Raw genomic sequence first — 12,591 nt, 5'->3', positions numbered from 1 at the left:
ATCATTTAGTTATTCCTAAGCCATTTTAGATTTTTTGTATGCTAGTGGTGTCATGTGCATCGACCTTCGGAACTTATCAATGAAATAGCTTGTACTATTGAATCCCACTTGGTAGGCAACTTCTGTAACATTGGATTCAGCTTGCTGCAGTAAGATTAAGCTTTTTTGAATTCGATAATCTGTAACATAACTTAACGGTGTTTTCTTTAACATTCGTTGGAAATAGCGGCAACATTCCGAGCGGCTCAATTGACCCGCTTTTGCAATATCGTCTAACCTAATTTTCTCAGCATAATGCAGATGTATCCAATTTAACATTTGCTTCATTCGCTGATTTTTCAACATTTCCGTCTGATCATATTCTAATTGAAAGCCATTAATAATTAAATTTTTCCAAATTAACGTTAGCTGTAAGGTGATGTCGATTTCATAATATGGTGTTTTTTGTTGAAGCCATTGATTGATTTTTATAACGGCATCTAAAATCGTTTTCCCCCATTGCTCATTTGCATCTAAATATAAGTAAGGTAAATTAGTCGCTTGGATATAGGGATATACATAGCTTGTATAGAGCTCTTGGGATAAAAGAAAATGCGGAGAAACATTTAAACAAATATAAACACAGCCCGATTGCTTCTTTTCTTTCGCCATGTGCAGGCAGCCGCTATTGATAAATAATCCATCTCCTTCTTGAACAGTTAGCGTTTCTTCATTTATTTGAAAGATTGCTTCTCCTTTTAAGATGAAAATAAATTGAATCTCATCGTGCCAATGAAGTGGTATATGGCCATGAATATTTTGGTTAATCGTTGTTTCGTAACATGCAATCGGTAACACAACTGTACGATGCTCGGTTAACTCTTGTAGGCTTTGATCAACCTTAAAATTTTTTATTTGCAAAGGACCACCTCAATATACTTATATTTTTTTGTTCAATTCAAGTATTATTCAAGGAATTTTCCACTTATTATAACACTATTATTATATTTTAGGTGGAGGAATGGAGTATGAATACATCTACCCGAAGAATGGGATTATTTCTTGTTATCACAGGAGCAATCTTTTGGGGTGTTGGCGGCACTGTTGCCCAAAAACTTTTTCAAGAATACGCAATCGATGTAAATTGGCTCGTCACAACTCGATTGCTTATAGCAGGTTTTTTACTCTTAATCATTCAATTTTTTAGAAAAGGACATTCTCAAGTACTAGGAGTTTGGAAAAATAGAAGAGCAGCTTTTCAACTGACTATCTTCGGATTACTCGGCATGCTTGCGGTTCAATACACCTATATGGCATCCATTAAACATGGAAATGCTGCCGTTGCAACGCTATTACAGTATTTAGCACCTGTCATGATTATCATGTACTCCATTTTTCGCAAACAATCTGTTCTATCGCGACAAGATTTGTTAACGGTTTCCCTTGCTTTAGTAGGTTGCTTCTTCTTATTAACAAACGGTTCCATCTCTCAGCTATCTGTACCGGCATTGGCAATAGTTTGGGGTGTTTTATCTGGAATATCATTAGCATTTTATACTTTATATGCTGTTCCTTTACTGAAGCAATACGATTCTCTTGTCATTGTTGGCTGGGCTATGATCATCGGTGGCGCTGCATTAAGCTTTATCCATCCACCTTGGCAAATGGACTTTAAAAGCCTTACGCTAGAAGGCTATTTATACTTAATCTTCGTTATCATATTTGGTACAATGATTGCATTTTGCTTTTATATCGAAAGTTTACAAAGTCTGTCACCTAAAGAATCAAGCCTTCTAGGCAGTATAGAACCACTGGCTGCTGTTTTAACAACGGTCCTTTGGCTACATGAACCTTTTGGATCTTTTCAGTGGGTTGGTACAATCTGCATCATAGCAATGCTTTTCTCATTAGTGCTGAATAAAAAATCTTCTGCGACGACTAACCAACCTGCTAAAGAAAACTCACCGACTGGCGAGCCCTGCTCTTGGGCGAAGACAGAGGTGTAGTTGCCCTTATACTTTATTCCTAAAATTTCTCGCTACGTCGAATTGGCTTCCTGCTAGAAATTTATACTTTCTTAAAGTGTAAAGAAAACTCACCGACTGGCGAGCCCTGCTCTTGAGCGAAAACAGAGGCGTAGTTGCACTGTATTCTTAAAATTTCCGACTACGTCGAATTCGCTTCTCGCTGGAAATGTATACTTTCCTACAGTGAAAGAAAACTCGCCGATGTGGCGAGCTTTCTTTAAATCTCTCGTTCAACTAAACCTAACCCGTTACCTTAATGTTCCGCAGCCAATGCATCTGCTTTCGTTACATGAACCGTACCAAATGGATGTTGCGGAGGAGCATAGATTGAGTAGAGTTTTAACGGGGTATTGCCTGTATTGGTTACATTATGCCATGTTCCAGCCGGGATCATAATAGCAGAATCATCATACACATTTCGTACAAAGTTTAAATTCTCTTTTCTCTTACCCATGCGAACAATCCCTTGACCTTGTTCAACACGTAAAAATTGATCAAGGTTAGGGTGAATTTCCAAACCGATATCTTCACCAACCTTAATGCTCATCAAGGTAACTTGCAGGTGATTTCCTGTCCATAAAGCGGTTCGAAAGGTATTGTTTTGCTTGGCAGCCTCATTGATATTCACTACAAATGGTTCTGGTCCATAATCTTTTAGCTCAATTGCACGTCCTCCCTCTGATGATGGTAAAAAATCGAATCGATTGGCGTCATTAAACATAGCCCAATCATCAGGGTGTCTTACATAATGATACATTGGCACATTAATGTAAAAAGGGTTTACATAGTGGTATGGATACATATAAGGAGCATAGTACATATCTTAACCCCTCCATAAATTTATCAAATTATCTTATGCACTATATGAAGGGAGCGTACTTATATTGAGGGGACTCATTAAGGAAATCATGGTTAGCCTAAAACATTTGCTCCATGATCCTTCTAAAGGAAAAAGAGCAAAGGGCCGCCCCTTTGCTCTTTTCTTCTTACTTATTAAGCTTTTTCCGTCAGCCACTCTGCCGGATTTTGACGCCATTCCTGCAACTTCGCTAAATCACCTTCAGCGATGATGCCTTTTTCTAATGCAACCTCGATTAGTGCAGAGTAGTTGCTTAAAGAATAAGACGCTACGTTCGCTGCATCTAGCTTATCTTGTCCTGTCTGCAGCTCGTATGTAAAGATCGATACGATGCCCAGCACTTCACAGCCTGCTTCACGCAATGCTTCTACGCATGTAATTGCGCTGCCGCCTGTTGAAATTAAATCCTCAACAACAACAACCTTTTGGCCTGCTGTTGCTTTTCCTTCGATTTGATTGCCTTTGCCGTGGCTTTTCGCTTTGCTGCGCACATAACACATTGGCAGGTTCATCAAATCGCTTACCCATGCAGCATGCGGAATGCCGGCAGTTGCTGTTCCTGCAATTACATCTACCCCTGGGAAATGCTCTTCAATTAGTTTTTGTAAGCCTGTTGCAATATCTTTTCTTACGTTTGGAAAGGAAAGAGTTAAACGATTGTCGCAATAAATAGGAGATTTAATACCTGATGACCATGTAAATGGATCATTTGGTCGTAAAAATACTGCTCCGATATCTAATAAATGAGCTGCGATTTGTTTTTTCATACAGTAGTTCCCTCCCATTGTTGTGTTACCTTCTTATATGCCTCAAGCGGCTGCTCCGCTTTTGTAATGCTTCGTCCGACTACGATATATGTGGAGCCTAATTCACGTGCGCGCGCTGGTGTAGCAATGCGAACTTGATCGTCCACATTGTCGTCTGCCATCCGAATTCCAGGCGTAACTGTTACAAAGTCTTCGCCGCACGCTTCACGGATTTTCGGCACTTCAAGGGTTGAACAAACAACACCATCCAACCCGCTGTCTTGTGCGAGTTTCGCATAATGCAATACCGTTTCTTCCAAGGATTTTTCAATCCACAGCTCCCTTTGCATCACTTCTTCAGATGTGCTCGTAAGCTGCGTTACGGCGATACAGATCGGCCGTTCTTTTCCTTCCGGCGTTCCTTCCTGCAACCCTTCGAGCGCCGCCTTCATCATGTTCGTTCCGCCAGCAGCGTGAACATTGACCATATCCACACCAAGGATAGCAAGATTTCGCATCGCGCTTTTTACGGTATTTGGAATGTCATGCAGCTTTAAATCCAAGAAAATACGGTGGCCTTGTTCCTTCAAATAATTGATGATGCTTGTCCCTTCCCGGTAAAATAGCTCCATGCCGACCTTTACGAATAAGGTTTCCTCACCGAAATGCGCAAGAAATTGCTCAACTTCCTTTTGACTCGGGAAATCAAGCGCGACTATAGGTGTTCGCATTCTTCCAGCTCCTTCCGTGACAGTCTGAAATGTGATCGTATCCAAGCTCTTCAAGAAGCTGTGGCAATTCTTCAATAATTTGCGGACATACGTATGGATCCACGAAATTTGCTGTTCCGACCGCTACAGCACTTGCGCCTGCATAGAAAAACTCAATAACATCCTCCGCTGTTTCTACGCCGCCCATGCCGATAATCGGAATATTTACCGCTTGGCTTACTTCATAAATCATGCGAAGCGCAACCGGTTTGATCGCAGGACCAGATAAACCGCCTGTCCGGTTCGAGAGAATTGGCTTTGCTGTTCTTAAATCAAGGCGCATGCCAAGAAGCGTGTTAATCATTGTTAACCCGTCAGCACCAGCTTGTTCAATTGCTTTTGCGATATCTACAATGTTTGCTACATTTGGAGATAGTTTTACATAAACAGGTACTTCTGATACCTCTTTTACCTTCTTTGTTAAGTCTGCCGCAACTTCAGGTATCGTTCCAAAAGCAATTCCGCCTGTTTTTACGTTCGGACAAGAAATATTGAGTTCCAGCGCATGTACGTTCGGCGCTTTGGAAATTTCTTTCGCTACTGTCACATAATCTTCAGTCTGTGATCCCGCCACATTGGCGATAATCGGTAGATCAAACTGCTCCAGCCATGGTAATTCTTCGTTTACTACCTTCTGCAGACCTGGGTTTTGGAGGCCGATCGCATTTAGCATACCAGCCGGTGTTTCTGCCACACGCGGCGTTGGATTTCCAAAGCGCGGGTGCTCAGTTGTTGCTTTAATCATAATCGAGCCAAGGACGCTTAAATCATACAGGTTGGCGTATTCACGTCCGAATCCGAAGCAGCCGGATGCCGGCATAATTGGGTTCTTTAGAGAAAGACCCGGTAATTCTACTTGTAATCGACTCATAATACAACCTCCCCTGCTTTAAATACTGGTCCATCGCTGCAAACCTTTTTATACGAATAACCTTCTGGATCGCTTTGCAAATGGCATACGCAGGCGAAGCAAGCGCCAATGCCGCAGCCCATGCGCTCTTCCAGCGAGATATATGCTTTTCGATCCTGGTACCGTCCGTCCAATGCTTTTAGCATCGGTGTCGGGCCGCATGAATACAAAATATCAAAGGTAATGCCGTTTTGGTCAATCACATCTGTAACAAAGCCTTTTGTTCCATGTGTGCCGTCCACTGTTGCTACGTATGTGTCGCCAAGCTCTGCAAATTTCTCTTCGTAAAACACATTCTCCTTCGATTGAAATCCAAGAATGTGGATCACACGAACACCTCGTGCTGTAAGCTGCTGTGATAATTCATAGAGGGGGGGAACACCGATTCCGCCTCCGACTAAGCAAGCCGTTTGTCCTGGCTCTGCTTCTTCCACCGGAAACCCGTTACCTAACGGACCGAGCACGTCTACTTCATCACCTGTGCGCTTATTCGCTAAAAGGGATGTACCCTTTCCTTCCGCACGATACAGCATCGTAAATTCATTTTTATCCTTGTCTACGTTGCAAATGCTGATCGGGCGGCGAAGCAGAGGGGAATGCCCCTCTGCCACCTTAATATGCACAAACTGCCCGGGTTCGTTCATTTGCTGCACAAGACTGCCTGCTAACGTCAACTCATAAATATTTTTTGCGATTGCTTGCTGACGGACGACGGTCATGAGCTGCTTTTTCATCATGAAAACACCGCCTGTTGACGAGTTGGAACTGTAATTTCCTTCATTTGAACTGCTGAGAATGTCATCGATTCAATAACTTGTAAAATCGCTCTCGTTGTATCAAGAGATGTTAAGCAGGCAACACCGTTTTCAACGGATTCACGGCGAATACGGAAACCGTCACGCGCAGGCTGCTTGCCTTTCGTTAATGTATTAATCACAAACTGTGCTTTTCCTTGGCGGATAACATCAAGCAGGTTATAATCCTCAGAATCAATTTTGTTCACAAATTGAACTGGGATGCCGCCTTCTTGCAAGTATTTCGCTGTTCCAGCTGTCGCCATAATGTTGAAGCCGATATCGTGGAAACGTTTTGCGATTTCAAGCGCCTCTGCTTTATCTTTATCTGCAACCGTCACAATGACAGAGCCATGTGTTGGGATGTTAATACCCGCTGCGATTAAGCCTTTATATAATGCTTTCTCAAGCGTTGTATCTTTACCCATAACTTCGCCTGTTGATTTCATTTCAGGGCCGAGTGTTGTATCAACAGAACGCAGCTTCGCGAATGAGAATACTGGTGCTTTTACGTACACTTCTTCCGCTTCTGGGTGGTAGCCAGTGCCATAGCCAAGCTCCTTAAGTGTGCTGCCAAGAATAACCTTTGTCGCAATGTTCGCCATCGGCACGCCAGTAATTTTGCTTAAGAATGGTACAGTACGGCTTGAACGAGGGTTTACCTCTATCACGTATACCTCATCTTTGTATACAACGAACTGGATGTTAAGCAAGCCAATAATGTTTAAGCCTTTTGCAAGGGAAATTGTATGCTGTACAATCTTATCTTTAATTTCTTGCGTTAAGCTTTGGGATGGATATACTGCAATCGAGTCACCAGAGTGAACGCCCGCACGCTCGATATGCTCCATGATGCCTGGGATGTATACATCTGTGCCGTCAGAGATTCCGTCAACCTCGATTTCTTTTCCGATCATGTAACGGTCAATCAGTACCGGATGCTCTGCGTGTATTTTTACCGCATTTTTCATATAGTGCAGAAGCTCTTCCTTACGGTATACGATTTCCATCGCGCGTCCGCCAAGAACATAGGACGGTCTTACAAGCACTGGATAGCCGATTTCTTCTGCAATCGCTACTGCTTCTTCTACCGCTGTTGCTGTTTTACCTTTCGGCTGTGGAACGCCAAGCGCTGTTAAAGTTGCTTCAAACTTATCACGGTCTTCCGCACGGTCTAAGTCTTCAAGGGATGTTCCTAAAATTTTCACGCCGTGTGCCTCAAGCTTAGCAGCAAGATTGATTGCTGTTTGACCGCCGAACTGAACGATAACGCCTTCTGGCTTCTCTAAATCGATAATATGCATTACATCTTCGATTGTTAATGGCTCGAAGTATAATTTGTCAGAAATACTGAAGTCAGTAGATACTGTTTCCGGGTTGTTATTGATGATAATCGCTTCATAACCCGCTTCTTTGATCGCCCATACAGAGTGTACAGTCGCATAGTCGAACTCGACCCCTTGACCGATGCGGATTGGACCGGAACCTAGTACAACAACGCTCTTGCGCTCTGATACGATTGATTCGTTCTCCTCTTCGTATGTGCTGTAGAAATACGGTGTAGCAGATTCGAACTCAGCTGCACATGTATCTACCATTTTATAGACAGGGATAATACCATTTTGCTTTCTTGTGTCATAAATCGCTCTTTCATCTGTACTCCATACGGATGCGATGTAACGGTCACTAAAGCCCATTTCCTTCGCTTCTTGAAGAACTTCAAGGTTTCCTTCATTTTCCTTCAGTTGCTTCTCCATGTTTACGATGTTTTCGATTTTTTGCAGGAAGAAGAAGTCCATTGCGCTCCAGTCATGAATTTCTTCTTTTGTCACGCCTTGACGAAGTGCTTCCGCTACGATGAATAAACGCTCATCATCCGCTTTGGCAATACGCTTTTTCATTGTTTCCTTATCAAGCTCTTTTAAGTGATCCATTTCTAAATGGTACACGCCAAGCTCTAGAGAACGAACTGCTTTTAAAAGAGATTCCTCTAGCGTACGGCCTATCGCCATAACTTCACCTGTTGCCTTCATTTGTGTGCCGAGAAGACGGTTTGCATCCTCGAACTTGTCGAACGGCCAGCGCGGGATTTTAGACACTATATAGTCAAGTGCAGGCTCAAAGCATGCAAATGATGTTTTTGTAACCGGGTTGATGATTTCATCAAGCGTTAAGCCGATTGCGATTTTCGCTGCTAATTTTGCAATTGGGTAACCTGTTGCTTTTGATGCAAGCGCAGAAGAACGGCTTACACGCGGGTTTACTTCAATTACATAGTATTGGAAGCTGTCTGGATCTAACGCAAGCTGTACGTTACATCCGCCTTCAATACCTAGTGCGCGAATGATTTTTAAAGATGTATTACGCAGCATTTGGTATTCACGGTCACTTAGCGTTTGGCTAGGCGCCACAACGATGGAGTCCCCTGTATGAACACCTACTGGGTCAATGTTTTCCATGTTACATACAACAATCGCGTTGTCGTTTGCGTCACGCATTACTTCGTACTCGATTTCCTTGCAGCCAGCGATACTCTTCTCAAGCAAGCATTGTGTAACTGGGCTGTGCTTTAAGCCGCTTGTTACGATTTCAATCAACTCTGCTTCATTTGAGCAAATACCGCCGCCTGTTCCGCCTAGCGTAAACGCTGGACGTACGATTACCGGGTAGCCGATTTCTTGTACAAACGTATAAGCTTCTTCCAACGTATGAATAATTGTACTTTGCGGGATTGGCTCGTTAAGCTCTTGCATTAAAGTACGGAACAAGTCACGGTCCTCCGCACGTTCAATTGCAGAAAGCTTCGTTCCTAAAATTTCTACGCCGCACTCGTCTAATACGCCGGATTTCGCTAAGTCTACCGCCATGTTTAAGCCTGTTTGGCCGCCTAATGTAGGAAGCAGCGCATCTGGACGTTCTTTGCGAATGATTCGGCTTACAAACTCTACTGTTAATGGCTCAATATATACTTTATCGGCAGTTGCCGTATCAGTCATGATTGTCGCAGGATTGGAGTTAACAAGAATAACCTTGTATCCTTCTTCTTTCAGCGCTTGACACGCTTGTGTACCGGAGTAGTCAAACTCCGCTGCTTGCCCGATGACGATTGGGCCGGATCCGATTACTAAGATTGTATTAATGTCTAAACGTTTTGGCATAACGCTTCCCCTTCCTTCTTGCAGTTTTCAATCATGCTTAAAAATTGGTCAAATAAGTGGTTTGCATCCTCTGGTCCTGGAGATGCTTCTGGGTGATATTGTACTGTAAATGCCAGTGCTTCTTTATGGCGCAGTCCTTCGATTGTGCCGTCATTTAGCGCGACATGCGTAACTTCAAGCTTTGTATTTGCAATAGATGATGGTTCTACTGTATAACCATGGTTTTGCGCTGTAATGTCTACTCTTCCTGTTACCAGATTTTTAACTGGATGGTTAGAGCCGCGGTGACCGAACTTAAGCTTCTCTGTATCTGCTCCGCTTGCCAGTGCAAACAGCTGATGACCAAGGCAAATGCCGAACAATGGTACCTTGCCGATTAACTCACGAACTGTTTCAATTGCTTCAGGTACGTCCTTTGGATCTCCAGGGCCGTTGCTTAACATAATGCCATCTGGATTTAAGCGCAGGATTTCAGCAGCACTTGTGTTATAAGGCACAACCACGACATCACAGTTGCGGAGATTTAGCTCTCTTAAAATGCCATGCTTCATACCGTAATCGATTAGCACAACGCGGTAGCCGCGTCCTGGGCTTGGATAAGCATGTCCTGTCGATACTTGTTTTACCTGACCTGTATATGCCGTGTCCTTCAGCTGATTTACCACTTCGTTCACATCTGCGTCCATGCCGCATAAACGACCGCGAAGTGTACCGTGCTGACGAAGGATTCTTGTCAATTTACGTGTATCAATACCAGAAAGACCAGGAATATCACGTTCTTTTAGGTATGCATCAAGCGACAAATCACTGCGGAAGTTTGATGGATGATCACATGCTTCCTTTACGATTAATCCATGAATAGATGGGTTGATCGTTTCAAAATCGTCACGGTTAATGCCGTAGTTTCCAATTAACGGATACGTAAGTGTAACAATTTGTGAACAGTAGGAAGGATCAGATAAAATCTCTTGATAGCCTGTCATTCCTGTGTTAAATACAACTTCTCCAGCTTTCTCTGTCTCACCGCCAAATGCTTTCCCGATAAATACCGTTCCATCTTCTAAAATCAGCTGTCGCTTCTTCATGCGAATACACTCTCCTTTTGCCATGCAATTTTACCGCCGACAAGTGTCATAACTGGCCATCCTTTACATTTCCAGCCAGCAAACGGCGTGTTTTTCCCTTTTGATACGAATGTTGCCGGATCAATCTCTTGTTCTTCTTCTAAGTTTACGATTGTAATGTCTGCTTTTTTACCAACCTGAAGGCGGCCGCTATCTAAGCCGAATACTTCAGCTGGTTTCACTGTCATGAATTCCACAAGCTGCGCCAACGTTAAAATATTTGTTTCAACGAAGTTTGTGTACATCAGCGGGAATGCCGTTTCCAGTCCTGTAATCCCAAACGGAGCACGTTCGATGCCAAGCGCTTTTTCCTCTGCTGTATGCGGAGCGTGGTCTGTTGCGATCATATCAATTGTTCCATCGAGTAGTCCTTCGATAAGCGCCTTGCGGTCCTCTACCCCGCGAAGCGGTGGATTCATTTTAAAGTTCGGATCAAGTCCAACGATGTCCTCATCACACAGCAGCAAGTGATGCGGTGAAACCTCAGCCGTTACACGAATGCCGGCACGCTTTGCATCACGCACAACACGAACAGATCCCTCCGTACTAATATGACAAACATGGTAATGACAATCAGCTGCTTCTGCGAGCAACACATCGCGTGCGATATGAACAGATTCACAAACAGAAGGAATTCCGTTTAGGTCATTTTCCTTAGAAAACTTGCCTTCATGAACACAGCCCTTGTTAATCAATGTATTTTCTTCACAATGCGCCACGATCGGCATATGTATCGCCGCCGCTCGCTTCATTGCTTCTAGCATCTTGCTTGCATCTTGCACACCGACACCATCATCTGTAAAAGCGAAGGCTCCCAATTTCTTTAAAGCCTCAAAATCAGTCAATTCTTCTCCAAGCTGACGCACTGTAATTGCAGCATATGGAAGGACATTTACATGTGCGCTTTCAGAAATGCGTTTTTGCAAATCTTCCATATGTTCTACGCTGTCTGGAACCGGACGCGTATTTGGCATTGGGCAAATCGTTGTAAATCCGCCTTTTGCCGCAGCAAGCGTACCAGTTGCAATTGTTTCTTTATGCTCTCCGCCTGGCTCCCGTAAATGCACGTGAACATCAATGAATCCTGGAGCAATCAAATGCCCTTGTATGTTAATCACTTGTGCGTCTTTGCTCTCTAGGCTTTCTCCTATCTCTGCAACTACGCCATCCTGAATGAGTATATCAGTCTTAATGGTACTGCCTTCTTCATTTACATACAAACCGTTTTTAAACAAGTAATTCATGGTTCACCCCTCCTAATTCTGCTGACAACGCGCGCTTTAACACTGCCATTCTTACATATACACCGTTCTCCATTTGTTTGAAGATTCGGGAACGTCCGCATTCTACGAGTTCGTCTGCAATTTCGACGCCTCGGTTAACTGGCGCAGGATGCAAAATGATGCTTCCAGACTTCATACGCTTCTCTCTCTCGATTGTTAGACCATGCTGCTCATGATAATCCCTCATAATATTCTCTGCAAACTTGTCATGACGTTCATGCTGAACGCGCAATAACATAAGAACATCTATCTGCGGGATCAGTTCGTCAAGGGCTGCGTATGTTCCGAAAGAATTTTGTCCATCCTCCCACTCTTTTGGACTTGCGAAGAACACGCTGGCTCCTAGCCTTGTTAATGCCTCAGCATTGGAACGTGCTACGCGGCTATGACGGATATCTCCGACAATCGCAACCTTCAGCCCTTCAAAGCTGCCAAATTCCTGCTTGATCGTAAGCAGATCAAGTAAGGATTGCGTTGGATGATTACCGCATCCGTCGCCTGCGTTTAAAATCGGAATGTTTATTTTTCCCCTAAGCTCATCAAAATAACGATCTTCTTGGTGGCGGATGACCACAGCCTTTGCTCCGATGGATTGCAAGGTTTTTACAGTATCATACAGCGTTTCTCCTTTTTGAACGCTCGATGATTCTGCAGAGAAGTTGAGAACCTCAAGTCCGAGGCGCTTTTCTGCCACTTCAAAGCTAAAGCGTGTTCTTGTGCTTGCTTCAAAGAACAAATTTGCAACAAATGTTTTTCCTTTTGGCTGTACAACACTGCCGCAGGCAAATTCCTCAGCGTCCTTTAAAATCTCTTGTATCTCCTGCACTGATAACTCGCTCATCGTTAGCAAATGATTCACTGTCATCCTAATCCCTCATTCCTGTTTTTTATCATACTACATCAGCATATTTATAACAATATGTGAATAAAAATACCCTAGC

11 protein-coding genes are annotated in these 12,591 nt (G+C 43.4%); 1 reads left to right on the top strand and 10 read right to left on the bottom strand.

Going from position 1 to position 12,591, the window contains the following annotated elements:
* Positions 1–15: 15 nt before the first annotated feature.
* Positions 16–894: an AraC family transcriptional regulator gene (locus tag AAHB12_RS03150; RefSeq protein ID WP_129727058.1), complete on the bottom strand. Its 879-nt coding sequence runs from the start codon at positions 892–894 to the stop codon at positions 16–18.
* Positions 895–1,007: 113 nt separating this feature from the next.
* Between AAHB12_RS03150 and AAHB12_RS03145 the strand changes: the two genes are divergently transcribed.
* On the top strand, positions 1,008–1,985 hold the full coding sequence (locus tag AAHB12_RS03145) for an EamA family transporter (protein ID WP_342044275.1): 978 nt from the start codon (positions 1,008–1,010) through the stop codon (positions 1,983–1,985).
* A 274-nt stretch (positions 1,986–2,259) separates the two neighbouring features.
* On the opposite strand, the gene AAHB12_RS03140 is transcribed toward AAHB12_RS03145, so the two are convergent.
* The 9 genes from AAHB12_RS03140 to AAHB12_RS03100 all read right to left on the bottom strand — a co-directional run bounded on the left by AAHB12_RS03140 (position 2,260) and on the right by AAHB12_RS03100 (position 12,509).
* Positions 2,260–2,826 carry a cupin domain-containing protein gene (locus AAHB12_RS03140; RefSeq protein WP_342044274.1) on the bottom strand — a complete coding sequence of 189 codons (567 nt, stop codon included), beginning with the start codon at positions 2,824–2,826 and terminating at the stop codon, positions 2,260–2,262.
* A 173-nt stretch (positions 2,827–2,999) separates the two neighbouring features.
* Positions 3,000–3,632, bottom strand: coding sequence for an orotate phosphoribosyltransferase (gene pyrE, locus AAHB12_RS03135; protein ID WP_129726851.1), 633 nt, complete (start codon positions 3,630–3,632; stop codon positions 3,000–3,002).
* Complete coding sequence (pyrF, locus tag AAHB12_RS03130; RefSeq protein WP_129726852.1) at positions 3,629–4,342, bottom strand: orotidine-5'-phosphate decarboxylase; 714 nt, start codon at positions 4,340–4,342, stop codon at positions 3,629–3,631. Before pyrF ends, pyrE begins: the two co-directional genes overlap by 4 nt.
* A complete protein-coding gene (locus AAHB12_RS03125) occupies positions 4,317–5,252 on the bottom strand; it encodes a dihydroorotate dehydrogenase (protein WP_129726853.1) in 936 nt (311 codons plus the stop codon). The genes pyrF and AAHB12_RS03125 overlap by 26 nt, the downstream gene beginning before the upstream one ends.
* On the bottom strand, positions 5,249–6,028 hold the full coding sequence (locus AAHB12_RS03120; protein ID WP_129726854.1) for a dihydroorotate dehydrogenase electron transfer subunit: 780 nt from the start codon (positions 6,026–6,028) through the stop codon (positions 5,249–5,251). Before AAHB12_RS03120 ends, AAHB12_RS03125 begins: the two co-directional genes overlap by 4 nt.
* The gene (gene carB, locus AAHB12_RS03115; RefSeq protein WP_342044273.1) at positions 6,025–9,243 is read right to left on the bottom strand and encodes a carbamoyl-phosphate synthase large subunit; all 3,219 of its coding nucleotides are present in this window, start codon (positions 9,241–9,243) and stop codon (positions 6,025–6,027) included. Before carB ends, AAHB12_RS03120 begins: the two co-directional genes overlap by 4 nt.
* A complete protein-coding gene (locus tag AAHB12_RS03110; RefSeq protein WP_342044272.1) occupies positions 9,228–10,328 on the bottom strand; it encodes a carbamoyl phosphate synthase small subunit in 1,101 nt (366 codons plus the stop codon). The genes carB and AAHB12_RS03110 overlap by 16 nt, the downstream gene beginning before the upstream one ends.
* Positions 10,325–11,611, bottom strand: a complete 1,287-nt coding sequence (locus tag AAHB12_RS03105; RefSeq protein WP_342044271.1) for a dihydroorotase — start codon at positions 11,609–11,611, stop codon at positions 10,325–10,327. Before AAHB12_RS03105 ends, AAHB12_RS03110 begins: the two co-directional genes overlap by 4 nt.
* The gene (locus tag AAHB12_RS03100) at positions 11,595–12,509 is read right to left on the bottom strand and encodes an aspartate carbamoyltransferase catalytic subunit (RefSeq protein ID WP_342044327.1); all 915 of its coding nucleotides are present in this window, start codon (positions 12,507–12,509) and stop codon (positions 11,595–11,597) included. The genes AAHB12_RS03105 and AAHB12_RS03100 overlap by 17 nt, the downstream gene beginning before the upstream one ends.
* Positions 12,510–12,591: the final 82 nt, after the last annotated feature.

It is taken from the genome of Bacillus sp. OTU530 (assembly GCF_038440375.1).
This window is presented reverse-complemented; position numbering and strand designations above follow the sequence as displayed.